The organism is Streptomyces sp. NPDC006335 (genome assembly GCF_040612795.1).
Classification (GTDB): Bacteria; Actinomycetota; Actinomycetes; order Streptomycetales; family Streptomycetaceae; genus Streptomyces.
Genome location: NZ_JBEXQX010000012.1, coordinates 167,408 through 192,105 on the forward strand (window position 1 = coordinate 167,408; position 24,698 = coordinate 192,105).

Consider the following 24,698-nt stretch of genomic DNA (forward strand, 5'->3'; position numbering starts at 1 on the left):
CGAGAGGGCCTGCGGCGGCAGGGCCGCTGCTCTCCAACCGGCGCGGGCCGTCGTTGCCCCGCTGCTCGGGATGTGATCGTGCGGTTGCGCCGCGGGTGTCAGCCGGCCGGGTTGCGTGTCTGTCGGGTGGTGTGGGGGTTGGTGGCGGACGTGGTGGTCCAGCTGGAGAGGATGCCCAGGGCTTCGGCGGTGGGGGAGGAGGGTTCGGGCGTGTAGATGACGAGGCACTGTTCGGGGTCGCCTTCGACGGCGAGCACTGCGAATTCGAGAGTGAGGTCGCCGACGAGAGGGTGGTGCAGGCGTTTGGTACCGGTGGTGTGCGCGACGACGTCGTGGTCGGCCCACAGGCTGCGGAAGATGTCGCTGTGCAGGGACAGTTCGCCGATCAGCTCGGTGAGCTGCGGGTCGTCGGGGTGGCGGCCGGCGTACAGGCGGAGCCTGGACACGCAGGTCTCGGCGACCTCGTCCCAGTCGGTGTACAGGGTGCGGGCGGCCTTGTCGAGGAAGACGTAGCGGGCGAAGTTGCGCTCGCGGTGGGGTCGGGCTTCGAAGTCGGTGTAGAGGGCGCAGGCGAGCTTGTTGGCGGCCAGGATGTCCAGCCGTCGCCCCTCGATCACCGCGGGAACGCTGAGCGCGTCCAGGGTGCGGTAGAGGACCGGGTGGACCCTTTGGGGGGCGAGAGGGCGCTGGCGGCGGGTTCGGGCGGTGGGCTTGGGCTGCGCGAGGGTGAAGAAATGGGCGCGTTCGACGTCGTCGAGGTGCAGGGCGCGGGCGACGGCGTCCAGGACGGCCTCGGAGACGCCCTGGGTGCGGCCGCGCTCCAGGCGGACGTAGTAGTCGACGCTGACTCCGGCCAGCTGGGCGACTTCCTCGCGGCGCAGCCCCGGCACGCGGCGGGGCCCCGGGTGTGGGGTGAGGCCGGCCTGCTCGGGAGTGATCCGGGCCCGGCGGGTGCGCAGGAACTCACGGATCTCGCTGCTGCGGTCCATGGGAACCACCGTAGGACGGCCTCCCGCCCCGTCGGGCCCTGAAAGGGGTACTGGCAGACCCCCCCCGGAAGTGCGGCGGCGCGTGGGGACCGCGGGCGGTTGCCTGGACGGCGGCTACCCACAGCGCCCCCATGCCAGCGCCATCGACGCCGTCGTGCCTTGGCAAATGACAGTTCCTTATCGGTGTGACAGAGCCCCGCCGAGTAGCTGTATGCACAGCTCCGATGGACGCCTGCTGACCCGTGCGCACGGCGTGGGTCATGGGGAAAAATTTGCCAAGCAGGAAAGGTTGCCAAAATGGAAAGAATCTTGGAGGATCATCGGTGTGACGTCCGAGTTGAGCCTGCGGCAGCGGAAGAAGCTGGCGGCGCGCTCCGCGTTGAGCCACGCCGCGTGGTCGTTGATGGCGGAGCGGGGTCTGGGCGCGGCGACCCCGGAGGCCGTCGCCGAGGCGGCGAATGGGTCGCCGCGGACGTTCCGCAACTACTTCGGGAGCCGTGAGAAGGCGATCCTCCACGGATTGGTCTCGCGGGGCACCACCCTCGTCGACACCATGCGGGCCAGGCCTGCGGAGGAACCGGTGGGGATTCCCTGGTCAAGGTGCTTCCGGCCTTCACAGCGACGTTGGCCGTTCAGCGCGACGACATCGCGGTGTTGATGCGCGCAGTGGCCGAGAACCCGGCGATGCGGGCCCAGCATTTTGTCGCCTACGAGGACGCCCATCAGCGACTCGCCGAGTTCATTGCCGACCGTACCGGCACCGATGTCGAGCGGGACCTGGCTCCGCGACTCCTGGCCGCCACGGCAGCCGCAGTGCTGCGGACGTCGGTCGAGATCGGGGCAGAGGCGAAACCGGCGCCACACTGCCGGACCTGGTCCGCGAGGGCCTGGCACAACTGCGTGACGGCCTCCCGGTCGATGCGGGTGAAACGACCGCCCACCGGTCCGGCGTTCGCCCGCAGGGTGTCCGGACGATTCCGAACGCGCCCGACGAGGAGACCACCTGATGACATCGTTCCCCCTGCCGAGCGGGCTGACGAGGATCCGATGAACGACATCCATCCCGATCTCGCGCGGGGCCGCTTCATCCCCAAGATGTCCTACGGACCCCGGTCGTCACGCATCATGCGCAGCTTGAAGGCGCGCCCGGTCGCCCCCGGCCCGGACATCACTGTCCAGGAAGTGGTCGTGCCCGGCCCCGAGGGGGCCCCGGACGTCTTCCAGCCGGCCGGCCTGAAGACGACGGCGCCGGCCCTGCTGTGGATACACGGCGGCGGCCTCATCTTCGGAGCCCCGCAGAACGACGACCGCACGAGCATCGCCTTCGCCCGTGAACTCGGCATCACCGTCGCCGCGGTTCGCTACCGGCTGGCGTCGCACAGTCCCGCACCCGCCGCGGTGGAGGACGCCTACGCCGCACTGCGCGGCCTGATCGCGCAGGCGCGCCAACTCCACATCGACATCGACCGCATCGCGATCGGCGGTGCCAGCGCGGGCGTAGAGGGCGTGGTTGGCCTGACGGTCGCCTCCGCGGTTGAGGCGGTGGCGGCTGGTCTCGCCGGAGGACGCGGGGATCGCAGCAGCCATCCGCCATGAAGGAGGTACGGGTGACCCAGTACACCGACCGGATTCCCGCACAACCCGAGCCGCACGAGTCCACCCTCCAGGCGGTGCTGGACGCGCTCGTGGATCCGGTGCGCCGCAGCATCACTGCCCAGCTGTACCGCGCCGGGCAGCACGTCAGATGCGGAGGCCTCGATCTGCCGGTGGCCCGCTCCACCGCCACGCACCACTTCAACGTCCTGCGTGCGGCGGGCATCATCCGCCAGTACTACGCGGGCACATCCAAGATGAACGCTCTGCGCGCCGACGAACTGAACGCCCGGTTCCCGGGCTTCCTCGACGCCTGTGTGCGAGAGGCCGCCGAGAACCTCAGTCCGGCAGGCTGAACGGCCCGGGCTGCATTTCGTCCTGTCCCCAGGGGATGGACGCACCATCACGGCGTTGATGCGGCCGACCGAGACGCACGTCGACGGGGAACCTCATAGGAAGCGGCCGTTCTTTCGCGCTTCGTTGCTCGACATCTAGAAGCGTGAAGAACGGCCACGTCACGTGCCGTCGGTTTCCTGGGATCTCAGCAGGTCGAGTGACCTGTGATAGCAATTCCCAAGCTTACGGCAGGGGCGAATTGCCGTGCCCGCCTTCCGAGCTCGTCCCCAGCTTGGCCCCGACGTCGATCATGGCGAGCATCGGCTCGCTCAAGCGCGCGCCCTGCACCTTGATCTGAGCGAAGCCGTCCTCGATATCCGCGATGTCGGCGGTGGTCAGCCGGACCTGCAGAGCGTCCATGTTTTCTTCCATGTGCCCCTGCGTGATCGGCCCCGGAATGGGCACGATCCACGGCTTGCGGGCGAGCAACCAGGCCAGTGCTGTCTGGGCAGGCGTCGCCTGGTGGCGTGCTCCCACACGCTGCAGCAGTTCGACAACGGGCCAGTTCGCGCGACGCGCCTCCGGAGTGAAGCGGGGCAGTGAAGCCCTCAGATCCGCGGGGCCGTGCACCATCATCGGAGTGACAGTGCCGGTCAGATAACCCATTCCGAGCGGACTCCACGGCACGAACCCGATGCCCAGCTCTTCGCAGGCCCGCAGTGCTTCTATCTCCGGATCGCGTGTCCAGACGGAGTATTCGTTCTGCACCGCCGTGACCCGCTGAACCTTGTGCGCGCGACGAATGGTCGCCCCGCCAGCAGCGGACAGGCCGAAGTGGCGGATCTTGCCCTCGGCGATCAACTCCTGGACCGTCCCGGCCACTTCCTCGATGGGCACCTTGGGATCGACGCGGTGTTGATACATGAGATCGACGTAGTCGGTCTTCAGGCGCCGGAGTGATTCCTTGGTCACCTGCCTGATGTGCTCGGGACGGCTGTTGAGGCCCTGAATCTGGCCGTCCCGACCGATGTCGAACCCGAACTTGGTAGCGATCACCACCTTGTCGCGTACCGGCTTCAGTGCCTTGCCGACTATCTCCTCGCCAAGGTACGGCCCGTAGACTTCGGCGATATCGAAAAACGTGACACCTCGGTCATAGGCCGCCCGGATCACCCGGACCGCTTCCTTGGTGTCGGTCGGCGGCCCGTACATCCCGGCGAAGTTCTGGCAGCCCATCCCCAGGGCGGAGACTTCCAGCGAGCCGAGCATGCGGCGCTCTGTGCTCATCGGGTGTGAACTGGGCGCGGAAGGTTTAGGGGTTGTTGCCTGCGCGGCTGAAACAGGTAGGAAGGACGCTGCGCCAACTCCAAGGCCGGCAGCCATGAATCCACGGCGGTTCACGACAGTTCTTCTCCTCTTTATTCTTGACTTCGAATCGGGTTCACTGAAGGAGGCTGATTGTTGAGCGCGAAAGACGCAGACAGCTCGCGATAGGCGTGATCCCTGCTCGAATTAAGTAAAGCATTTGCAAATCCGGTGCCGAGGGCTGGAGGGGGCTCCCTTCGTCCAGGGGTCTGTCAGTACCCCCTTGGCGGGGGTAGTCGTAAACATTGATTTGGCTTGAGTGTGGGCTAGTCGGCATGACAGGCGTTGGTGGCGCTGGGTAGTCGGCGACCAGCCGTGGCCGGACGGCGGTGCGGATTAACTGCTTCCCAATGATTCTTGTCAACCAGTGAGCCGTAGGCTGCGGCTCATGGACTCGTTGATTGCTGCCGTCCGCGGACAGGACGAAGCTGCCCGATTTCTCGCTTGGCCGGGTGACTTCGACCTGGACCGAGGCGACCATGTCGAGGAAGTGCACCTCGCCTCGGGCGCCGCGCTCGAGGGTTTCGCTGGCGACGGTGCTGGAGGCACGTACTTCTTCTGCGGTGAAGGCGGCGAGGAACGTCCCATCCTCTATGCCGACTCCGAAGGGGGTGCGGCGCTGGTGGCGATGGGCCTGCCCGAGCTCCTGCGGCTCCTGCTGGTCGCCCCGTGGTGGCGCGACTGCCAAACGTTCACGGACGAGGAGAGTCTCGAGCTCGCGGCCGAGTATTTGGAGGACATGCCGGACCTCGTGGCCCGAAGGGACCGCGCTGCTGCAGCCCTTGGCCTCGACCTTCCGGAGCAGGCAGAGGTCCTTGCCCGCTTGCGGGAGGTAGCTGTTCGGGTGGGAGAGAGCTTCGTTCTCATCTTCACGCCGGAGGGTCACCCCTACGAGCATGCGCCGCGGCGACTGCGGTGTCGGCCAGGGCCTGGGGGCCGCGCACTTTGCGGTTCTTCAACCAGCTCGCCAGTCGGCTCGGACCGATCCGGCGAAGGGAGGCCGGCGTCTGGTAGCCAGTCAGTAGGACGACGTCCTGCAGAGGCTGCAGGTCCCGCCGCATCCGTGCCTGGTCGGCGATGACGTAGGCGTCCTTGGCATCGGTCTTGCCGTCGCCTCGGTAGCTGCCGGACGCATGGTGAACCGTCCGGCCGGGGATATAGAGAAGCCGTTGGCCGTGACCGGTGAGCAACGCGATCAGCAGGGCGGCTCCGCCCGCGTTCAGTCGACAGCCCAGGTCACCGGGTCGTCCTCGGCCAGTGCGAGGACGTCGCCTATCAGCTCCGACAGCTCGGCCTCGTTGTTCGGCACGCGGCGCGAGAGCAACGGTGCCGTACAGGCCCATACGTGGCGCGGTTGCTCAATGGCAGGAGCCGCAGAACAGGATGTCGAGCTTGATGTCGTGCGGGCCGACGTCGCGGCGCTCGACGGTGACGGGAGCGAGCGGCCGGCCGGCCTCGTGGGCGCCGAACGCGTTGACAGTGGTGGACACGGTGATTCCGTTTCGCGGATGGGAGGTGATGTCAGGCTTCGGGGATGGCGCGGCCGAAGTCGGCGAGGGTGACGTTCTCCGGCTCGGGACCTCCGCGGCGGCCGGTCTCCAGGCCGTCGAGGGCCTTCAACTCGTCCGTGGTGAGTTCGAAGTCGAAGACGTCGATGTTCTCGGCGATCCGGTGGCGCTTGGTCGACTTGGGGATCACCGAGCGGCCCTGCTGGAGGCCCCAGCGCAGCAGCACCTGGGCCGGGCTCTTGCCGTGCGCCTCGGCGATGCGGGTGACGGCCGGGTCGTCAAGGACGCTCCTGCGGTCCTCGCCGTAGCCCGGGTAAAAGGTGATCCCGCCGATGGGGGACCACGCCTGGTTGAGGATGCCGTGCCGGTCGTCGAAGTCGAGTACGGCGCGCTGCTGGAAGTAGGGGTGGATCTCCAACTGGTTGACGGCCGGCACGACGGAGGTCGCGTCGAGCAGCGCCGTCAGGTGATCGACCATGAAGTTGCTGACGCCGATGGCTCGGACCTTGCCGTCGGCCAGGAGCTCTTCCAAGGCGCGATAGGCGGCGAGGGTCTTGTCGAAGTCCGACGGCAGGGCCTGGTGCAGGATCAGCAGCTCGATCCGGTCGACGCCGAGCTTGGCGGCGCTCTTGTCGAAGCCGTGCAGGGTCTCGTCGTAGCCGTAGTCACTGATCCAGATCTTGGTCTCGACGAAGATGTCCTCGCGCGGCACCGCGGACTCGCGGATGGCCTGGCCGACCTCGCGTTCGTTGCCGTACGCGGCGGCGGTGTCGATGTGCCGGTAGCCGAGGTCGAGGGCCGCCGTGACGGCCGCCCGGGTCTCGTCCGGCGGGGTCTGGAAGACGCCGAGCCCGAGGACGGGCATCTCGACGCCGTTGTTGAGGGTGAGGGTCTGCATCACAGAGACCTTTCGTTCCGGGTGGCCCGTACGGGCACGATGAGGGTCAGGACGGCCACGACGGCCAGGGCGAGCAGCACGGTGGAGCCGGTCAGGGCCGCGCCCGAGCGGGACGCGATGTCGGCGGCCGCATGGCCGGTGGAGACAGCGGCGGCCACAGCGGTCAGGATGCTCAGGCTCAGCGCGCTGCCGACCTGGTGAACGGTGTTGACCAGGCCCGAGCCGGCCCCCGCGTCCTCAGGGGTGACGCCATCGACGCCGCTGGAGGTCAACGGGGCCAGCGCCAGCCCCTGGCCGGCGCCTATGAGCACCATGGGCAACGCCACTCCCGTCAGGTAGGGCGTGTGCAGGTCGAGGCGGCTCAGCCAGGCCATGCCTACCGTGGTCAAAGCGATTCCGGCGGCGAGCACCCGCGGCCTGCCGAACCTCTCCAGCAGCCGCGGCACCCGGACGGCGAAGACGAAGTTGACCAGCGTCATCGGCAGGAAGGAGAGCCCGGCCTGCAATGGTGTCCAGTGGTAGACACTCTGCACGAACTGCGCGGTGAAGAAGAAGAACCCCATCATCGCGCCCATGTAGAGCATCCGGGTGACGTAGGCGCCGCTGCGCTCCCGGCTCGCGAACAGCCGCAAGGGAACGATCGGCTGCGCGGCCCGCCGCTCCACCTGCACGAACAGGCCCAGCATCACCGCACCGGCCCCCAGGGGGAGCAGGGTGGCAGAAGCCGTCCAGCCGAGGTCGGCCGCATCGACGATCCCCAGGACCAGGGTGGTCGAGCCCAGCGTCGCCAACAGAGCCCCGGTGATGTCGAAGCGGCCCCGTCGGCGGTCGGTCTCGGGCAGGAACCGCAGGGCCAGCACCATCATCACGATGCCGATCGGCACGTTGAGGAAGAACCCGGCCCGCCACGAGACCAGGTCGGCGACGAGCCCTCCGACGACCAGGCCGAAGGCCGCACCGAGACCGGCCACAGCGCTGTAGGCGGCCATGGCCCGGTTGCGGGCCGGACCCTCGGCGAAACTGCGCGTGAGCAGAGACAGCGCGGAGGGAGCCAGCACGGCCGCCCCGACGCCCTGGAGCGCCCGCGCGGCGATCAGCCACCACGCGGTCTGCGCGGCGCCCACCAGGAGCGAGGCCAGCGAGAAGGCGATCAGCGAGAACAGGAAGACCCTGCGGTGTCCGAACAGGTCACCGGCTCGCGCCCCCAGGAGCAGCAGCCCGCCGAAGACCAGGACGTAGGCATTGGTGATCCAGGACAGGCCGGTCTCGGAGAAGCCCATGTCGGACCGGATCTGCGGCAGCCCGGTGAACACGATGGAGTTGTCCAGGATGACCACGAAGTAGCTGACGCAGATGATCGCGAGGATCAGTGTCGAGCGGGCCGGGGCCCCGCGCTGCTCGCACCGGTCTGGGCGCGTCGGCGGGGACGGCGTGGTGACCCCTGCGTCACTCGGCACATGGGTGGTGCCCGGGCGGTTCGGGTCGGCGACGTGCCCGGCACGGACGTCGTCGGCCTCGTATGTGGGTGCTGCGCGCACGGTGTTCCTTCGAGTCGGCTGTGAGTTCAGGCCCGGTCTCGGACCGCCAGTTCTGGCCTTCCCCAGGTAACTGCACGTCGGTCCACGAGTGGGAGTCACTGCTCTTCCAGGTACTGGCAGTACCTCGCAGGCCGGCTCGGACAGACCTAACGTGAAGGTCTTGGCACGACACACAGGATGATCAAAAGGAGGTCGCAGTGCCCCCGGCCCCGGCATCCACACCAGCCCGTCGGCTGAGCCCCACCGTCCGCCCCGCCCCGCCCTCCCGCTTCGGCGACGTCCTTCGCGACGGCGCACGGGCCCGGCTCGGGGCGAGCACGCTCCACACCGATCCGCGCCCGCCGCTGTCCGCCGTAGGCGCGGCCGACGGCAACACCGGGATCTGAGCATGGCCGACAGCACCAGGAAGGACCTCGCCGCCGAAGTGCGCGAGTTCCTGAGCACCCGACGGGCGCGGCTCACCCCGCAGCAGGCCGGGCTCCCGGTCTACGGCGGAAAGCGACGGGTGGCGGGGCTGCGTCGCGAGGAGGTCGCCCTGCTGGCGGGAATGAGTGTGGACTACTACGTCCGGCTCGAGCGCGGGAACCTCAGCGGTGCCTCGGACTCGGTGCTCGAAGCCCTCGCGCACGCACTGCAACTCGACGAGGCCGAGCGCACCCACCTCTACGACCTGGCCCGGGTGGCGGCACCGTCGGGCCGACGCCCCTCGGCGACCGCCTCCCGGGTACGGCCGACGATCCTGCGTCTGCTCGACTCCATGGCCGATGTGCCGGCCTACGTACGCAACGCCCGCTTCGACATCCTGGCCGCCAACACCCTGGGGCGGGCAATGTACGCGCCGGTCTACGACTCACCGCTGTTCGCGCAACGCGGGCCGGTCAACAGCGCCCGCTTCATGTTCCTGGACCCCGCGAGCAGGGAATTCTGGGCCGACTGGGACAAGGGGGCCGACGACGCGGTCGCCTTCCTGCGCACCGAGACCGGCCGCGCACCGCACGACAGGGCTCTGACCGACCTGGTCGGGGAGCTGACCACCAGGAGCGACGACTTCGCACACCGCTGGGCCCGCCACGACGTGAAGTTCCACCGCTCGGGCGTGAAGAACCTGCACCATCCGCTGGTCGGCGATCTCGCCCTGCCCTGGGAGGCGATGGACCTGCCGTCCGACCCTGGACTCCGCCTCAACTTCTACACACCCGAACCGGACTCCCGGGAGCAGGAGGCTCTCGGCCTCCTTGCCAGCTGGGCGGGCACCGGCACCGTCGTGCCCTCCCGGAACGACTGACCACCCTCGATCGAGGAGAACCACTTCATGCAGTACCGACCGCTCGGCCGCATAGGCGTCCAGGTCAGCCCGCTCTGCCTGGGCGCGATGATGTTCGGCCCCTGGGGCAACGAGGACGAAGCCGACTCGATCCGGATCATCCACCGCGCCCTCGACGCGGGTATCAACTTCGTCGACACCGCTGACGTGTACTCCGCCGGCGTCTCCGAGGAGATCGTCGGCAAGGCGCTCAAGGACCGACGCGAGGACGTCTTCCTGGCGACCAAGTTCTTCATGCCGATGGACCAGGACGACCCCAACCAGCGAGGCGGCTCGCGGCGCTGGATCATCCGCGAGGTCGAGAACTCCCTGCGGCGGCTCGGCACCGACCACATCGACCTCTACCAGGTACACCGACCCAGCCAGGACACGGACGTGGCAGAGACCCTCGGCGCCCTCTCCGACCTGGTGCATCAGGGCAAGATCCGCTACATCGGCTCCTCGTCCTACTCCGGCTCCCAGATCGTCGAGGCCCAGTGGACCTCGCGGGAGCGGCACCTGGAGCGGTTCGTGACCGAGCAGCCGCCGTACTCGATCCTGGTTCGGGGCATCGAGGAGGACGTGCTCCCCACCGTGCGCCGTCACGGCATGGGCACGCTCACCTACAGTCCGCTCTCCGGCGGGTGGCTCTCCGGCCGCTACCGCAAGAACGCCTCCGAGGGCCCAGCCTCCGCGGCGCGCCCCCAGGCCCGGTTCGACATGAGCACCCCCGCCAACCAGCGCAAGCTCGACGCCGTCGAACAGCTCGCAGTGCTGGCGGAGAAGGCCGGTCTCACCCTGATCGAGCTGGCCGTCGCCTTCGTCATCAACCACCCCGGCGTCACGTCGGCGATCATCGGCCCGCGCACCATGGAGCAGCTGGAGGCGTTCCTGCCCGCCGCCGACGTCACGCTGTCTTCCGACGTGCTCGACGCCATCGACGAGATCGTCGCCCCCGGAGTCACGGTCAACCCCGTCGACAACAGCTACGGAGACTTCGAGCTGCGGGCTGACCAGCGGCGGCGCTGAGGTGACCCGGCTCGGCCGGTCATGGTCGATCGAGTCGGGTCACCGTGACGGCATACCGACGGAGTGATCGGCCCCGGGGCTGCGCCCCGCTCGACCGCTCACTCCCGTGACAGAGCTTTGTCTCCCTGGCCCTGCACGCGCGGCGGGCAGGGGCGGCGCCGCGCAGTAGGTCGGCATGCGGCGTTCACCGCTGCCCGGCGTGACGCTCATCTGACGCTCTGGGCGTCCGCACCCGGGACAGAGAGTCGATACTCCGGCTTTGACCTGGGCTTTTCTGTGACTCGCCCAGGCCGACATCTTTTCGATGACTCATCATGTGGAGCGCGTGGTAGAGGCAGAAGGGGTTACCGCATTTCGCAGTGCGCCAGCCGGTGTGTTGATGTGTGAGAACGCGGTTCCGAACACGGTGACGGTGACCTCTTCCACTGCGAGGGGTGGGTGGGCGTAGGTGTCCCAGGTCTCGGAGAATTTGGCATGCCGGGAGAGGGCTTGCACGGTCTTCGGGTCGTGCTTGCCGGAGCCGCCGAGAGTGGTGGTGTAGAAGTGCTTGAGGTCGTGGAAGCGGGTTCTGTCCGGGAGCCCTGCTTGCTTCACTGCCCTTCGCCACTTCTGGTGGAAGTCGGTGTGCAGTACAGGGCGACCGTAGCGGTTCGTGACGATCAGGCCCTCGTCCGGTGGCTCGACGTAGCCGCGTGCCCGGCGCCGGCGTCGGGCGGCTGGTGAGATGGGTTCTGGCTCGGAGAAGCGTGACGTGTGCCGTGTCAGCTGCTCGATGAGGAAGTGATCCACGGGCAGGGTTGCGTAGCTGGCTTTGGTCTTGAGGCGTACGGCTTTGCCGCGCTGCCGTTGCTCTTCGATGTGAAGTAGGGCGTGGTCCCAGGCGACCTGACTTCGCTTCAGCCCGAAGGCCTCGCCTTGGCGCAGCCCGGCACAGGCTCCGAGCCAGATCAGGACCTCATAGCGAGGCGCCACCTTTCGCATCGCCGCTGCGACTGCCGCGACCTGCCCAGGAGACAGGGCGACCTTGACGCGTGGCGTCACGTCCGGGAGATCGATCCGCGCCACGATGTTGGGAGGGAGCGGGACGTCCTCGTCCAGCATGTAATGCATGAGGATGCGCCAGGTCTTGAAGATCTGGACGACGGTGCAGGCCGAGTCGAGGCCTTGCTTGTCGAGGAGGTAGTCGACGAAGGCCATCGAATCGGGGCGGCGCAGGCTGCCTGCCGGGCGGTGGCCCACGAAGGGCAGGATGTGGCTGCGGAGATGGCTTTCGTAGGTGTCGCATGTATTGGTGTTCTTCTTCCGCTTGCGCCTCCTTTCCATCATCTCGGTTGCGAAGTATTCGACCTGTAGATTGCCCGGATTATTGTCGCGCCACGCCTGCCTTTCGGATGCCAAGAGCACCCTGTCCAGGCAGTCGCGGGCTTCCTGCCAGCTGGCAAAGGCCGGCCGCTTCTCCTTTCCTGAGTAGTCGGTGTATCGGGCCTGCCAGCGATGGCCTCGGTCGTGGTCCGCAGACGGGTACAAGGGCTGCTGCGGCGTACCGCATTGGCACGGTGTCTCACCGCGTTCTGGTTTCGGATATCTCTTGTGCCAGCGGTCGAACGGCTCGATTGGCTTGCTCATGTGCCTGCCCACGAAACTGAGCTGGGTGCTGGACCCGTCGCCGCCCCTTTCTCCCTGGCCTGGCGACGTACGCGGCAGCCTTGCGGCTGTCCGCCAGATCGATACTGTCCGCTACAACCAGTAGTTATGCACAGCTGTTCATGGTGTACGCAAAGATGTGACGGTCGAGTCACGATGTGCCAGCACGTGAACCGTCACCGGACCCGCGACTCCTGTCCCTGGGTATGCAAATCCGTCGCCTTAGGGAGGAGCGGGGATACAGCCTGGAAGAACTCGCAGAACGCAGCGGTCTCAGTTTCCGCGGTCTCATCTATATCGAGCACGGGCAGCGTAGCCCCAGCGTTCTTACGCTTCTGGACATCGCTGCAGGACTCGATGTGGAACAGGGGGAACTCGTCAATCACATCGCCCAGGAAGAATCCGGTAAATCTGCCCCTGATGGTTCGAGGTGACAATCCGAGAATCGTGATTTTGTCAGGCGGGGCGCTGGGGACGCGGCCTGTCCCGTCTCGCGGTTCGTCCAGAGGCTCGCACGTGTGGTGTACAGGAACCCGTCCAGGCGCCCAGGCATTGCTGTACTGCCGTGCGTGGGCGGCCTGTTGTCGTGCCGACTGCGGGCGCTCTTCTTCGATCCCCTTCCGGCCGCGGCAGGGTGACCTGACTGAAGTGCCGTGACCCTGGAGGCTGCCGAGGCGATTTGGCGTGCTCATTTCCAGCAGTGGGGAGGTATTTCGTTCCTGAGGTGCAAGTGCCGGGAGTGATCGTATGATGTGTCAAAGCCGCGTGTGGGTGGGGCACTTGATGCGGTTGTAGCCGCCTGTGTCGTCGAGGGCATAGGCCTCAGGCTCTCGGGGGCGTCGTTGTACTTGGCTTGTCTGTACGCGGAGAATTTCCGGATCTTCGGTTCGTCCCCGCAGAAGAGCGGCGACCCGGATGCCAGCCTTTGTCTGGAGTTCGGTCCCGCCACGAACGTCCTCGTCGGCGAGAACGACAGCGGCAAGACGGCCATCATCGATGCGATCCGCTTGTGTCTGCTGACGACGGCGGCTGACTTCTACCGGATCACGCGTGACGACTTCCACGTCGGACCGGGCGGCCGAGCAGGGACCTTCAAGATCACCTGCGGTTTCAAGGGTCTGACGACGGAAGAACAAGGGGTCTTCCTGGAACTGCTCACCACCGACGACGAGGGCAACGTCGCCCTCTATGTCACCGTCAAAGCGGAGCTGATGGAGCCGCTGCCTCCCCACAGGGTCTCGGTAACCACTCGTACCGGACGCGACGGGCAGGGACCCGCTCTGGACGGTGCCGCGCGTGAACTGCTGAAGGCCACCTACCTGCGCCCGTTGCGGGATGCCGAGGCAGAACTGCGCTCCGGCCGGGGATCGCGGCTCTCGCAGATCCTCGCCGGCTACCCGGCCATGCGCGCACAGGGTGAGGACGACTTCGACGAGGAGAGCGACAGCGCCACCACCCTGGTCGGCATCCTGCGCCGCGCGGAACGCCACATCGGTGACAACGAGGCGGTGGCCGCGGCCCGCAACGACATCAACACCGGCTACCTGAACAAGTTCTCCATCGGCTCCGATGCCCTGCGCGCCGAGATCGGCGTCGCCGGCGACGCCACCCTCGCCCGCGCCCTGGAACGGCTGGAACTCACCCTGTTCGCGGGCACGGGGGAGTGGACCAGACACGGACTGGGCTACAACAACGCCCTGTTCATGGCAGCCGAACTGCTCCTGCTCGGCAACAGCGCCTTCGCGCCCCTGCTGCTGATCGAGGAACCCGAAGCCCACCTCCACCCGCAGCTGCAGACCCGCATCATGGACCTCCTGCGGGATCGTGCCGAGGCCGCCCAGACGGCCGGGACGCCGCCGGTCCAGGTCATCCTTACCACCCACAGCCCCAACCTGGCCTCGGCCATCCCGGTCGAACACCTCACCCTCGTCGCGCGCGGATCCACCTTCCGTCTGGCACCGGGACTGACCTGCCTCGACGAGGGCGACTACGCCTTCCTCACCCGCTTCCTCGACGTGACCAAGGCCAACCTGTTCTTCGCCCGCAGCGTCGCCATCGTCGAAGGCGACGCCGAAGCCATCGTTTTGCCCGCCCTCGCACAGGCGGTCGGCCGATCCTTCAGCGAATGCGGCGTCAGCGTCGTCAATGTCGGCGGCGTCGGTCTCTTCCGCTACAGCCGGATCTTCCAGCGCGACGGCGAGCAGATACCGGTCGCCGTGGCCTGCATCCGCGACCGGGACCTGGTTCCAGCCGGTACCTCTGCGGAGATGCGCAAGAAGCTGAAGTGCTCAGCGGAGATGACCAAGCTAGAGATCGACAAACACGTCGCAGGGTTGAAAGAGGAGGACAGCGGCCACGTACGCACCTTCGTCTCCGACCACTGGACGTTGGAGTACGACCTGGCCGCAGCCTCCTGGACCATGGCGACCCTGATGCACCAGGCCGTTCGTGCCGCTGTCGCCTCCAAGACCAGCTGGCCCACCGGGGACAGACTCGCCGACCTGGACCGCTCGGCTAAGGAGGAGGTCACCAAGTGGCGCGAGAGTAAAGTGCCCCTGGAAAAGGCGGCCTTGGACATTTATGAGCCGCTGCGCATGGGCCGGGGCAGTAAGCCGATCGCCGCCCACCACGCGGCCCGGCTCCTGCAGACCACCTCCGTGACCGAGGACGATCTGCCGCCCTATCTCGTGGCCGCCTTCACCTACCTGTGCAGCGAGGTCTGAGCAATGACACCCCTCTACGCCCCCGACGCCTTCATCAAGGACAAGGTCGAAGCCCTCGCCCAGCAACTCGGCCTCGAACTGCCGCACCAGGAACAGTGGAACTTCATCCAGAGCGCGGAATCCCTGGACTTGCAAGCAGCTCCCGGCTCGGGCAAGACCAGCCTGATCGGGCTCAAGCTCGCTCTCCTGAGCCAGGGATGGACCTCGCCCACGCGCGGCATCTGCGTCCTGTCCCACACCAACACGGCCAAGGACGAGATCACCAACCGCCTCACCGCCACACCGGCGGGACGCCGCCTGCTGCAGTACCCGCACTTCATCGGCACGATCCAGGCCTTCACCAACACCTTCCTCGCCATGCCGGCCCTACGATCCCGGGGCATTGAAGTCCAGACCGTCGACGACCAGGCCTACGCGGACGAAGCTCTCCGGCTGCTCGAACGCCACCCCCGGTTCCGGAAACTCAACACCGCACTCGGGCACCGCACGAACGGCCCCGGACTCGTCGCCGAGGCCCGCTACCTCTGCGACGCCGGAGACCTGATCGCGGCGGGACCTGATGGCACCCCGCCCTTCAAAGCGTCCAGTGACAGTGGCCAACAATTCGCCGCTCTCAAAGAGGTGCTCACCGAGCGTGGCGTCTTCCGCTACCACGACATGTTCGCCCTCGCCGAGCACCACATCTTTCATCACCCCCAGCTCGCGCCGGCTGTCGCCCACCGCTTTCCCTTCGTCCTCCTGGACGAAATGCAGGACACCAGCGATCTCCAGCAACGCCTGCTCGACAAGGTCTTCGGCCCGCCGGGCACGGTCGTCCAGCGTGTGGGTGACGTCAACCAGCGCATCTTCGCCGACGCACCGGATGCCGCACAGCCCTCGTCGTTTCCCCTGCCGCACGCCGCCCAACTCCCCGTCAGCCGCCGGTTCGGCAGCAAGATCGCAGCACTCGCCAGCGACCTCACGGTCCACCGCCGCCAACGCATCGACGGCGCTGGCCACGACGGTACCGTCGCCCTCCTGCTCTTCGACGACGACACCGTCGCCGAGGTCGTACCGGTCTTCGAACGGATGGCAGCGGCCGCCGTCCCCCGCCAACTGCTGCTGGACAACCCGCCCCGCGTCCTGGGCGCCCGCCTCACCCGGGGAAGCGCCAAGGCCTTTCCACAGTCCCTTTCCTGCTACGTACCCGGCTTCACCGCCACTCCGGTCCAGACAACCGGCAGTTTCATCACGACGGCACGTACCGCCCAGGCCCAGCGGCAATCCGGCGACAACAACGCAGCCGTCACGCTCCTGTGGAACGCAGTCCGTGACGTGGCCCGACTCGCCAGTTCCGGCGGCCTGCCCCCGCTGAGGCGACTGGACCGAGACCCGGCCACCGCCGGAGGCCGGGCACGCCTGCTCCTGCACGACATGCTGACGAACCCACTCGACAGCCCCGTCGAATGGACTGTCCTCACCGCCCGGCTTCTGCGGCTGCTGCCGGACCTGACCCAGAGCCCCTTGAAGGGCGTCACCCGTCTCACCGACCCCCTTGCCCACATCCCGTACGTCGCCCAGCCAGCGCCCGTGCGCGCTGCGTCGGCTGATGCGGACCGGGGAGTGGTGGCGTCGGTTGCGGGATCGATCCAGAGCGCCAAGGGCGAAACCCACGCGGCCACGCTCATCCTCGAATGCCTGGAACGCAGCGGCAAGAAGTACGACGTACACGAGGTCCTCGGACTCCTGAGCCGACAGCAGGACGCCTCCCGGGCCCTGGTCACCATCCAGCGCGCGGCACAACTCGTCTTCGTGGGCGCCACCCGCCCCACCCACCTGCTCGCCTTCGCCGCGCACCGCACAAGAGCCGAACCGCACATCGAGGCGATGACCGCCCGTCGCTGGTCTGTCCACGACATCCGCACTCTTTGAGCGGCTGCTGGCTGGTCACGCACGACCGGGCAGGTGACCGGGACGTTGCGTAACTGCCTCTAGGCTGGATGGCGATCTTGGCGCGCCTCCGGACGACCATGCGGTGCGATCGGCCGAGCAATCGGCCTGTGCTGGAGCGTGAGGAGCGGCACAGGCTAGAACGCGCCCTTGCGTCCGGTCAGAAAATGCGATCAGGAAATCGCTTCGGGTGCGATGTCAGGGGGAGTGCGGCTCTGCCTGGAAGGAACTGGAGTATGCAGGCCTTAAGAGGGAAGGCCCTTGCTCGCCAATATTCCGATGTCTGGTTCGTGATGCGGGCGCGTTCTGCGTCGCAAGAGTGCGAGAAAAGCGTCAGTCGGCCGCAATCTGAGCGGTCACGCTGAATGGCATGCGTCTGACTCTCGCGCGATTACTGCTGTCCCCCGTCACCAGTGGCCGTGCCGCCTGGGCGGTGGCCCGTAGTCGTGGACGGCTCTCCTTCGATGTTGCGTGGCGCCGAGAACGCCTGGCCAGGCACCCTGATGAGTTGGTCTACCGGCTACACGGACACCTCCCGCCGCAGAGTCCAGGAGCCGGACGTGACACCGGACCTGTACACGGGCAACCGGACGCAGAACCGGGCCGCGAATACGAGACGTGAAGTCATTAGCGTTCGCGCTTAAGTGACTCCTGATACGGGAGAAACATGTGTGACAGAGGGGGATTGGATGTCTTTCGGTCACGTTTTCAAAGAGGTGATTTCGCCGTTGGAGTGCGAGCGAGAATTTCTGGCATGAATCGACGCGAGCCAGGGGGAGTTCATGTCTGACTTCAGTGCTCTATCCGCGTTGCTCGGTGCCGGGCTGCCGGCCACGTTCACGTTCCTCTACCAGCGTCTTGCGAACCTTCTGGACGGGCATGGCGCACCTGAGGCCGACTTGACGGCACCAGTGCCGCTGCGAGGCGAGTTGGCCCTGCCTCTGACCGCCGATGAGGAGCAACTCGCGACGCATCGGGGAGAGCTGGAACTGCTGCGCGATGCTCTCGGCTCGTACCACCGCGGTGAGTCGCCCGTCGACGTGGGCAATCCCGAGCTGCTACGGGTACTGGGGCGGCTGCGCGGCAGGCTAGAGGGGCTCTACGGACAGCGGCTGACGTTCCAGGGTGAGGAGGACCGGCAGCCTTCTGGTCCGTTCTCGCGGCAGAAGATTGACACCGTGCGCGGCCACGTCACCGGTATGCATGCCGACGAAACCATCAGTGGATACGCGGAGACAGACCAGGACATCACCACGGTCGCCGAAGGGGCCACAGTCACCGGCATGCGTGCCCGGAACATCGGAAGCCCTGCCAGGCGACCTAAGGACTGAACCGTCACTTCCCGTGCCAGCCTCCAGAAGGACTTCCTGTGACCTCCAGTGCCGCCTCGCCGCAAACCCCGGACGCACCCCCGGCCACTGCCTCATCCCCTGCACCACACCTCGTCTCGGGCCCTGCTCCTGACCCAACCACGGGGTCATCCAAAGCATCCGAACCCGGCGAGCATGAAGCCTCCCCTGTCCCCGGCTTCCCCGAAGACGTCCCGACACCCCACATCCCGGAGAAGTCGGACGTTCCCGCGCAACAAGGAGCCCCTGAAGTGGACGGCGGCTCCGAAGACACCGACCTCCACGATGAGATCACCGAGCCCACCTGGACCGGACAGGTCAGCCAGCGCATCGGCACAAACCGCGGCACGGTCATCGGCACTCTCATCGAGCAGGGATTCCGCCGGCTGCGAGGCGTCACACTCCCTCCCGCGGAAGTCGCTGCACAGCTGAAGACCTACGTCCGCCACGAAGACGACGACCAGGCCATACACAAGATCCTGGACCAATGGCCGGTCGTCGTCCTGACGGGAGCAGACGGCAGTGGCCGCTTCAGCACCGCCCTGGACGTACTGCGCCGTCGTGTTGGCGAGAACATCCGCCAAGTGCGCCGGGAACCAGATGAAGCGTTCCACACGGCTGGACTGCAAGAGACCAAGACCGGATGGATCCTGGACCTGCGCGCGGAACAGCCCCCAGCCGGCTTCGGCCGCGAACTGGTCGAGGACGCAGACCGGCTGCCCGAGGGATCCTGTCTCGTCGTCCTGATGAGCACCACGGCCTGGGCCAAATGCGGTCAGGGAGCGACGGAAATCGCCAGGCCACTGGAAGGGCCACCACGCAAGGACATCCTGCGCAAGCAGCTGAAACATGCTCCGTTCGCCATAAAAATCGACAAATGGCTCGCACCGAGCCCATCAGTAGGAGCCTCGACTCCCTTCTGCCGACGCAAGTAGCCGCCTGGGCGAATGCCATCATCACTACCGAGGACATCGAACGCCGCAACGGCCGCCCGGCATCCGACGCGTCGCCCGACACCGACTACTTCAAGGGCTTGGTCCTTGAGGTGGTCAAGGCCGCTGAAGACTGGCGCACCGAACTTCTCAACTGGCACAACACCCATAGCGACAGCGCCTACCGCAACTATCTCCTGGCGGCCGCTGTACTGGAGGGCGCGAGCTCGGACAAGATCTACGAGGCATCCGCCAGCCTGGCCACGGCACTCAAAGAGACGCCCGAGCCCCGCAGCGGCCAGCAGGGGCTGGGGGTCGTCGCACTGACACACACAGCCAACGCCGACCTGCAGCCCGACGGCACCATCCGCTTCCGGTACCACAACTACGCCGAAGCAGTCGTCGACTACTTCCTCGACGACCGCCCTCACCTTCTGGAGGAGTTCACCCGCTGGACCGCCGCCCAAGTCACCACCCTGGGCGAAGCAGACCTGGCCGCACCACTGGCCCAGCGAGTCAGCCACTGGACCGTGCACTACACCGCGCGCCACCGCAGGACGAGCCTCCTGCGCTCGCTGGCCGCACAATGGTCCTCCTCCTACGCCGACGCCGCATGCGACCTGCTGGTACTCGCCGCAATCGACGACCACGCCGGCGCTCTGGCCCGCAGCGCCTACCGGAGATGGGCCAAAGAGACGGACACGCTCGGCACCGACTTCAAAGTCGTCCTCATCCGGGCCTCCCAGCGCCTTGCCAGCATCTACCCGACCAGCATGCTGAGCAGAATCGCTGAACTGGCCACCCCCGCACACCAGGACGCCGTGCACAGCGACAAGGTCACCGCAGCCATCAGTCAGGCGCTCAACGTCTTGTGGGACCAGGACGACCAACGATCGGCCATCCATAAGCAGCTCACCCAGTGGGCTGGGGACCACCGCAAGCCCCAGCAGTCGGCGGCGCAAAGCACCTTCGCCCACCTCGCCACCCGCCGCACGCCCAACGGGCCAGCCCTGCTGACCGACTCACAGATCACGACTGAGTGGCTGACCGACATGTGGCGCAGCGCCCTGCCCACGAACGCCTGGTCCCCGATCGTGGCCCAGGCATTCGCGTACTGGATGCAGACCGCACTGGACACGCCCGACTTCAGCCCCACCATTCAGCAGATCTTCCTGCACGCCGTACACCGTCCCACCGACCCCCACTACAGCGCACCACGCATGATCGCCATGCAGAACCTTCTCTACAGTTGGACCCCCGCACCACCCTCGCAACAACCCAGCGACGCCACCCAGCTGCGCGACCAGCTGTTGACCCGCCTGAGGGCCGAAGACCCCGCCGCACCCCCTGACGCCCATGCGCCGCGACCGTGACCGAGCCGGCTGGCCCGCCCCGCGGGCCGGCAAGCTCACCGACAGCGACAGCATGTACGCGCTGCCCAGTAACGCCCCCGGCTACAACTTCCATGCACACCTGACGGGACGATGGGAGGAAACACCCGCCGCCCGGCAACACCACGACCCCCGTGCGGCAGCCACCCACTACGCCCTAGAAACGGCCCGCACCGTGAGCGGCCTGTATCCCCTTACGGAACACCAGACTGCCCAAACCCACATCAACAGCCGACTGGGCACCTCACACGACCTCGACGATGCTCCCGTCCGCCTCCTGTGGGCCCAGGTGCACCTGACAGCTGACAGCTCAGACATCGACGCGATTGTCTGCCTCCAACGCCAGATGCACGACGAGGCCCAGAACGAACATGCCAACCGCCAACGCCAATACCAGGCAGAAGAGCTGCACCGAGCCCTGTCCACGACGCCTACCATGGCGCTCGCCTATTGGCTCATCCGCCAACCCGAAGCCGCCGACCGAAACACCATCGACGCCCTGAGTCAGCTGACACGAGAAATCACGGCCTACGCCCCACATACCGCCTGGGTCCAAGTTGCTCACCTGCTCCACACCTTCGTGCAGGGCCTCCCCACGCCCGCCCGCGTGAACCTCGTCGACAGCCTCGCCCAGATTTTCACCCGCTATGACCAGCCAGAACTTGCCGACCGTCTGAGCGCCCTCTCACCGCAGATCCAGTCCGCCAACGGACACCTCCCAGACAGTGCGCCAGGCGGACCGCGCCTCGGCGCGTGAGGTGCTCCAATGGTCACTGATGGGTGCCGGGGTGAGCACGGAGCGCGGATGCCACGACCACTGCGGTGTGCTCAGTCACCGCGCGTAGCCAGCCTCGGATGGTGTTGCGTAGTGTCTGCCGGTCCCAGAAGCCGTCCCAGCCGGACATGCCCTGGAGTGCAGGGGAGTCGTCTGGGAAGAAAAAGAAGAAAGGGGCAGTGGCCGCAGAACGGCGAGTGCCCCTTTAAGTCTGCTGCCAATGTAGCACGGACTTTTCTAGATGTGCAGGGCGCAGTGTAGTGATCGGCTAGGGTGCTGCGATGGCATCGCCCCCCGCTTCGGAGCCCTACGCCCGGCACGTGTTAGCCCGGATGGCGGACTACTTCACTGACGAAGGCACACCGTGGGCGCGTCGACTGTGGGACATAGGGTCCGTGCTGGCTCTGGAAGAATTGTGGGAGGCGGGCTACTGGCAGGCCCACGGAGTGCTCTCACAGACCGCGTGTGACTGGCAGCGTAATGAGCTCAACGCCTTGATCGGTCCCGATCGAGGCCTTGGTGACAGGGAGCTGCGCAAGGAGCTCACCGAGCTGCTGAAAAAGTCGCTGCCGGATCCGAGCCCCGCCCGCCGCCGGTTCAAGGAGATCATCGGCCACGTGCGGGCCGGCTACCTGGAACGCTGGGCAGTCGCCGTGAATGTTCCCGTCGAGGAGCGCGTCAAGCCGGAGCGCTACTCCCGCACTGTCGCCTCTCACCTCCTGGACCTGGGATATAGCGCCAGCCACCTGAAGGCATGGGCGAATGATCTTTATCAGGCTCGCGCAACCACGGCAGATATCGCAGACAGCTCCGCAGAACTCGCCAGGACCCCGGCCAGCATGTTCGAGGTGCTGGTGGTGCTGGAGAAGGTGCCCCGGCGGGAGCTGGCAGAGCCGCTTGAAAACTGGCTGGGCAAAGGCAAGGTCGTGAGCTGGCTGCGCGAGCACGGCCACGACACATCGGGTGTCCGCCCCGGAGGCGGGTTCATCTACCAGGTCCAGGCCCGCGACCCCTTCAGCGCCGCCGAGCAGGCACGGCAGCTGGTGGAGCGCATGACCGCACGCGCCCAGTTCCTGCGCAGGGACCGGGGCGGTGTAGAGCCTCTCCCGTATATCTGGGTCGCGGGTCACCCGAAGCCTGTCCCGCTCGAACCCCCGGCTCGGGGCGCGGACGTCCTGACGCTGGTCAACGAGGGACACCTCTACCGAATCACAAGCCAGCGCAGCCGGATCGACGATGCGCTAGAACTCGCGGCCGCGGTCAACCGTGGTCCGATGGCTCCGGCTGTCGCCGGGGCCTGGGCCGCTGTGGAATCGCTGCTTTCGCATCCGGACGATCCCAAAGAGAACGAGCGCTCGGGCAAAGCGGTGGCAGCCGACCGGATGGCGGCCATCATCGCCTGCTCCTGGCCCCGGGCTGAACTCACCGCCCTCGCACACCGACACAAGCCCCGGGAAGCAGATGACCTCACCCATGCAATCGCGGCCTGCACGACGAATCAGGAACGCGCCAGGCTGGTCGCCGAGGCGTTGCGCACCACAGGAGCCGGGGCACTGGACTTCACCCGGACGCCCACCAAATACTCCGACAACCCCGCTGTCCAACGCATGGCCGACCTGGTCCAAGACCCCCGACCAGTTCTGAACGACGTCGCGGGAGCCTTTCGGATCGCGCTGCGGCGCTTGTACCGCACCCGGAACATCATCCTGCACGGCGGCGCCACCCAGGGCGTGGCACTGGAGGCGTCGCTTCGCACCGCCGCGCCGCTGGTAGGTGCAGGCCTGGACCGCATCGTGCACGCTGCGTACGCCGAGGACCTCGCCCCTCTAGACCTTGCGGCCCGGGCCGAGGTCGCCCTCCAGCTTGTCAACGGCGAAACCGGACTCTCCGTGGTCGATCTACTGGAGCCCGTCTAAACACAGCTGATTCGTTGGCAGTCACGCTTATAGAGGACGTGAGCATGCCGGACGGTGAGAGAAGTGGCCGCCGCTGCGGAGGCCCAAGGCGTCCGTCAGTTGCTAAGCCGGTCAGCGGACTCCCTCGCCAGCCGATCCCGGGACAGGTGCGACGGCCGCTCTCGGGAGAGCGGCCGTCGCGGACCGCTATCGCCTCTGCTCGAAAGGGACGAGGAAGGGGGAGACGTACCCCGAGGCTTCCAGCGGGGTGGTGTGCCCGAAGATGATCAGCACGACTCCGGCCAGCAGCGCGCTGCTGTACATGTAGATGGTCGCCGGATCGGTTCCGGGATTGCCTTCGGCGGTGGTGCCGCTATCGGACATACTGGAGAAGCTCCTGTTCAATGCTGGACATGGGTGCGGTTACTCACAGCGACTAGGAACCCTGTGAGACCGGGAGGGCGGTCGGGATGGCATCGCATGCCCGTGCGATTTCATCCCGACCGTCAGTCATGGGTCGATACGAAACCTCCGTCTTCGCGTGGCCATACGACCTCGATGCACAGGGACGCACAGAGATCGAGCAAGTCCTCTCGCGGCTGCGAGGGCAGGAGTACCGCGAGGGTCGGCGTGGGGTTAAAGAACCGACGGAAGTCCAGCAGCTTCCCGATCGCCTCACGGACAGCAGTCCGGGTTGCGCTCCCCTTCGCCTCGATCAGCCGGTTCTCCGTGGAGTCGAGGAGATCCACCCGGTAGGGCGTGGTCTCGCCGGCCAGTGTCAGCTGAGTTTGGGTGAGGCTGCGCCCCGATGCCCGCAGATGCGCGGCGTAGCTATCTACCAGCTGTGCTTCGGTGTGCGCACGCGACGGGCGAATCTCCGAGGTGTGCCTGGCTTGGTAAGTCGGCTGCAGTTCGACGATGCGCACCGTCGTTGCTGGCGTCCTGGGGAGCTGCGGGCCCCCATCGGCGATTGCACCGACGGGCCGAAGACGAAAGATGATCACGTTGCGGTTGGCCCCCTCCTCGTCCGGGGCGTCCGCGGAGTAGTACGGCGTCTCGTCGTCCAGGCGGAAGCGTCCCAGGTGGCGATACAGCGGAGCCCCGTCGGTCTGCCGATTCGGGAGCCGGTGGAACACATGCAGCGTGCGGTTGTCTTCTTCGTGGCGCAGGAGGGAGCGGTTCCCCTGTGTCATCGTCTGGTTGCCGCGGGCGCCCTGCCCCATGAAGTGGAAGGTCCCGTCGTTGCCCCACCCCGTGTAGTCCGAGGCGGGCGAACTGTCCATGGTGAAAAGCATGACCATCCGCGACGCTGAGGAGGGAGCGATGCCTCCCTGCGGGGTCCCGCCGAAACGCCGGTGCAGTTCGCGCCGCGTCAGTTCCTCGCCCACTACCAGCTCTGCATCGGTCATGCCCTCACCTCCCAGTACAGAGGGTAACTAAACCAGGTTGGTATTCGACCCTGGTTTCCTCGGCAGGAAGCTCACGTGAGGCCCATTCCATG

22 protein-coding genes and 2 pseudogenes are annotated in these 24,698 nt (G+C 66.8%); 14 read left to right on the top strand and 10 right to left on the bottom strand.

What is annotated here, in order from left to right; translation table 11 throughout:
- Positions 1-98: 98 nt before the first annotated feature.
- On the bottom strand, positions 99-989 hold the full coding sequence (locus ABZ098_RS29700; RefSeq protein WP_356596312.1) for a helix-turn-helix transcriptional regulator: 891 nt from the start codon (positions 987-989) through the stop codon (positions 99-101).
- A 211-nt stretch (positions 990-1,200) separates the two neighbouring features.
- Between ABZ098_RS29700 and ABZ098_RS29705 the strand changes: the two genes are divergently transcribed.
- From ABZ098_RS29705 to ABZ098_RS29715, 3 genes and pseudogenes are all read left to right on the top strand, one after another.
- Positions 1,201-1,647: a TetR/AcrR family transcriptional regulator gene (locus ABZ098_RS29705; RefSeq protein WP_356596314.1), complete on the top strand. Its 447-nt coding sequence runs from the start codon at positions 1,201-1,203 to the stop codon at positions 1,645-1,647.
- Positions 1,647-2,474: pseudogene (locus ABZ098_RS29710) on the top strand (alpha/beta hydrolase fold domain-containing protein); the annotation flags it as partial. The gene ABZ098_RS29705 and the pseudogene ABZ098_RS29710, both read left to right, overlap by 1 nt.
- 122 nt (positions 2,475-2,596) lie before the next feature.
- Positions 2,597-2,938 (top strand): helix-turn-helix transcriptional regulator, encoded by a 342-nt coding sequence (locus tag ABZ098_RS29715; RefSeq protein ID WP_356596316.1) that lies wholly within the window; start codon positions 2,597-2,599, stop codon positions 2,936-2,938.
- A gap of 223 nt (positions 2,939-3,161) precedes the next feature.
- Here the strand turns inward: ABZ098_RS29715 and ABZ098_RS29720 are convergent, their stop codons facing one another.
- From ABZ098_RS29720 to ABZ098_RS29745, 6 genes and pseudogenes are all read right to left on the bottom strand, one after another.
- Positions 3,162-4,187, bottom strand: a complete 1,026-nt coding sequence (locus ABZ098_RS29720; protein WP_356596318.1) for an aldo/keto reductase — start codon at positions 4,185-4,187, stop codon at positions 3,162-3,164.
- Between the two features lie 172 nt (positions 4,188-4,359).
- Positions 4,360-5,169 carry a hypothetical protein gene (locus ABZ098_RS29725; protein WP_356596320.1) on the bottom strand — a complete coding sequence of 270 codons (810 nt, stop codon included), beginning with the start codon at positions 5,167-5,169 and terminating at the stop codon, positions 4,360-4,362.
- Between the two features lie 7 nt (positions 5,170-5,176).
- Positions 5,177-5,607, bottom strand: a pseudogene (locus ABZ098_RS29730) (IS110 family transposase); the annotation flags it as partial.
- Positions 5,608-5,641: 34 nt separating this feature from the next.
- On the bottom strand, positions 5,642-5,773 hold the full coding sequence (locus ABZ098_RS29735) for a hypothetical protein (protein WP_356596322.1): 132 nt from the start codon (positions 5,771-5,773) through the stop codon (positions 5,642-5,644).
- Between the two features lie 31 nt (positions 5,774-5,804).
- Positions 5,805-6,689 carry an aldo/keto reductase gene (locus ABZ098_RS29740; protein WP_356596324.1) on the bottom strand — a complete coding sequence of 295 codons (885 nt, stop codon included), beginning with the start codon at positions 6,687-6,689 and terminating at the stop codon, positions 5,805-5,807.
- Positions 6,689-8,227 carry an MFS transporter gene (locus ABZ098_RS29745; protein WP_356596326.1) on the bottom strand — a complete coding sequence of 513 codons (1,539 nt, stop codon included), beginning with the start codon at positions 8,225-8,227 and terminating at the stop codon, positions 6,689-6,691. Before ABZ098_RS29745 ends, ABZ098_RS29740 begins: the two co-directional genes overlap by 1 nt.
- A gap of 197 nt (positions 8,228-8,424) precedes the next feature.
- Between ABZ098_RS29745 and ABZ098_RS29750 the strand changes: the two genes are divergently transcribed.
- The 3 genes from ABZ098_RS29750 to ABZ098_RS29760 are packed head-to-tail and all read left to right on the top strand — an operon-like array spanning position 8,425 to position 10,559.
- On the top strand, positions 8,425-8,613 hold the full coding sequence (locus tag ABZ098_RS29750) for a hypothetical protein (protein ID WP_356596328.1): 189 nt from the start codon (positions 8,425-8,427) through the stop codon (positions 8,611-8,613).
- A gap of 2 nt (positions 8,614-8,615) precedes the next feature.
- On the top strand, positions 8,616-9,512 hold the full coding sequence (locus tag ABZ098_RS29755) for a helix-turn-helix transcriptional regulator (protein ID WP_356596330.1): 897 nt from the start codon (positions 8,616-8,618) through the stop codon (positions 9,510-9,512).
- Positions 9,513-9,539: 27 nt separating this feature from the next.
- Positions 9,540-10,559 (top strand): aldo/keto reductase, encoded by a 1,020-nt coding sequence (locus tag ABZ098_RS29760; RefSeq protein WP_356596332.1) that lies wholly within the window; start codon positions 9,540-9,542, stop codon positions 10,557-10,559.
- Positions 10,560-10,871: 312 nt separating this feature from the next.
- On the opposite strand, the gene ABZ098_RS29765 is transcribed toward ABZ098_RS29760, so the two are convergent.
- On the bottom strand, positions 10,872-12,185 hold the full coding sequence (locus ABZ098_RS29765) for a site-specific integrase (RefSeq protein ID WP_356596334.1): 1,314 nt from the start codon (positions 12,183-12,185) through the stop codon (positions 10,872-10,874).
- Positions 12,186-12,409: 224 nt separating this feature from the next.
- Between ABZ098_RS29765 and ABZ098_RS29770 the strand changes: the two genes are divergently transcribed.
- The 8 genes from ABZ098_RS29770 to ABZ098_RS29805 all read left to right on the top strand — a co-directional run bounded on the left by ABZ098_RS29770 (position 12,410) and on the right by ABZ098_RS29805 (position 23,218).
- Positions 12,410-12,637 carry a helix-turn-helix transcriptional regulator gene (locus ABZ098_RS29770; RefSeq protein WP_356596336.1) on the top strand — a complete coding sequence of 76 codons (228 nt, stop codon included), beginning with the start codon at positions 12,410-12,412 and terminating at the stop codon, positions 12,635-12,637.
- A 408-nt stretch (positions 12,638-13,045) separates the two neighbouring features.
- Positions 13,046-14,926, top strand: a complete 1,881-nt coding sequence (locus tag ABZ098_RS29775) for an AAA family ATPase (RefSeq protein WP_356596338.1) — start codon at positions 13,046-13,048, stop codon at positions 14,924-14,926.
- A gap of 3 nt (positions 14,927-14,929) precedes the next feature.
- A complete protein-coding gene (locus ABZ098_RS29780; RefSeq protein ID WP_356596340.1) occupies positions 14,930-16,837 on the top strand; it encodes a UvrD-helicase domain-containing protein in 1,908 nt (635 codons plus the stop codon).
- Positions 16,838-17,637: 800 nt separating this feature from the next.
- Positions 17,638-18,186, top strand: a complete 549-nt coding sequence (locus ABZ098_RS29785; protein ID WP_356596342.1) for a hypothetical protein — start codon at positions 17,638-17,640, stop codon at positions 18,184-18,186.
- A gap of 269 nt (positions 18,187-18,455) precedes the next feature.
- Entirely contained in the window at positions 18,456-19,139 is a 684-nt protein-coding gene (locus ABZ098_RS29790; RefSeq protein ID WP_356596343.1) for a hypothetical protein, read from the top strand.
- A complete protein-coding gene (locus ABZ098_RS29795) occupies positions 19,082-20,509 on the top strand; it encodes a hypothetical protein (protein WP_356596345.1) in 1,428 nt (475 codons plus the stop codon). The genes ABZ098_RS29790 and ABZ098_RS29795 overlap by 58 nt, the downstream gene beginning before the upstream one ends.
- Positions 20,493-21,284 (top strand): hypothetical protein, encoded by a 792-nt coding sequence (locus tag ABZ098_RS29800; RefSeq protein ID WP_356596347.1) that lies wholly within the window; start codon positions 20,493-20,495, stop codon positions 21,282-21,284. The genes ABZ098_RS29795 and ABZ098_RS29800 overlap by 17 nt, the downstream gene beginning before the upstream one ends.
- A 350-nt stretch (positions 21,285-21,634) precedes the next feature.
- Positions 21,635-23,218 (top strand): integrase, encoded by a 1,584-nt coding sequence (locus tag ABZ098_RS29805; protein ID WP_356596349.1) that lies wholly within the window; start codon positions 21,635-21,637, stop codon positions 23,216-23,218.
- Between the two features lie 186 nt (positions 23,219-23,404).
- Here the strand turns inward: ABZ098_RS29805 and ABZ098_RS29810 are convergent, their stop codons facing one another.
- Both ABZ098_RS29810 and ABZ098_RS29815 read right to left on the bottom strand, forming a co-directional pair.
- Positions 23,405-23,581 carry a hypothetical protein gene (locus tag ABZ098_RS29810; RefSeq protein ID WP_356596351.1) on the bottom strand — a complete coding sequence of 59 codons (177 nt, stop codon included), beginning with the start codon at positions 23,579-23,581 and terminating at the stop codon, positions 23,405-23,407.
- Positions 23,582-23,703: 122 nt separating this feature from the next.
- A complete protein-coding gene (locus tag ABZ098_RS29815; protein WP_356596353.1) occupies positions 23,704-24,606 on the bottom strand; it encodes a restriction endonuclease in 903 nt (300 codons plus the stop codon).
- Positions 24,607-24,698: the final 92 nt, after the last annotated feature.

Coding starts and splice junctions, on each gene's coding strand:
- ABZ098_RS29700 (WP_356596312.1), bottom strand. CDS start 989: ATGGACCGCAGCAGCGAGATCCGTGAGTTCCTGCGCACCCGCCGGGCC.
- ABZ098_RS29705 (WP_356596314.1), top strand. CDS start 1,201: ATGCACAGCTCCGATGGACGCCTGCTGACCCGTGCGCACGGCGTGGGT.
- ABZ098_RS29720 (WP_356596318.1), bottom strand. CDS start 4,187: ATGCTCGGCTCGCTGGAAGTCTCCGCCCTGGGGATGGGCTGCCAGAAC.
- ABZ098_RS29740 (WP_356596324.1), bottom strand. CDS start 6,689: ATGCAGACCCTCACCCTCAACAACGGCGTCGAGATGCCCGTCCTCGGG.
- ABZ098_RS29755 (WP_356596330.1), top strand. CDS start 8,616: ATGGCCGACAGCACCAGGAAGGACCTCGCCGCCGAAGTGCGCGAGTTC.
- ABZ098_RS29760 (WP_356596332.1), top strand. CDS start 9,540: ATGCAGTACCGACCGCTCGGCCGCATAGGCGTCCAGGTCAGCCCGCTC.
- ABZ098_RS29765 (WP_356596334.1), bottom strand. CDS start 12,185: ATGAGCAAGCCAATCGAGCCGTTCGACCGCTGGCACAAGAGATATCCG.
- ABZ098_RS29770 (WP_356596336.1), top strand. CDS start 12,410: ATGCAAATCCGTCGCCTTAGGGAGGAGCGGGGATACAGCCTGGAAGAA.
- ABZ098_RS29780 (WP_356596340.1), top strand. CDS start 14,930: ATGACACCCCTCTACGCCCCCGACGCCTTCATCAAGGACAAGGTCGAA.
- ABZ098_RS29785 (WP_356596342.1), top strand. CDS start 17,638: ATGTCTGACTTCAGTGCTCTATCCGCGTTGCTCGGTGCCGGGCTGCCG.
- ABZ098_RS29795 (WP_356596345.1), top strand. CDS start 19,082: ATGGCTCGCACCGAGCCCATCAGTAGGAGCCTCGACTCCCTTCTGCCG.
- ABZ098_RS29800 (WP_356596347.1), top strand. CDS start 20,493: ATGCGCCGCGACCGTGACCGAGCCGGCTGGCCCGCCCCGCGGGCCGGC.
- ABZ098_RS29805 (WP_356596349.1), top strand. CDS start 21,635: ATGGCGGACTACTTCACTGACGAAGGCACACCGTGGGCGCGTCGACTG.
- ABZ098_RS29810 (WP_356596351.1), bottom strand. CDS start 23,581: ATGTCCGATAGCGGCACCACCGCCGAAGGCAATCCCGGAACCGATCCG.
- ABZ098_RS29815 (WP_356596353.1), bottom strand. CDS start 24,606: ATGACCGATGCAGAGCTGGTAGTGGGCGAGGAACTGACGCGGCGCGAA.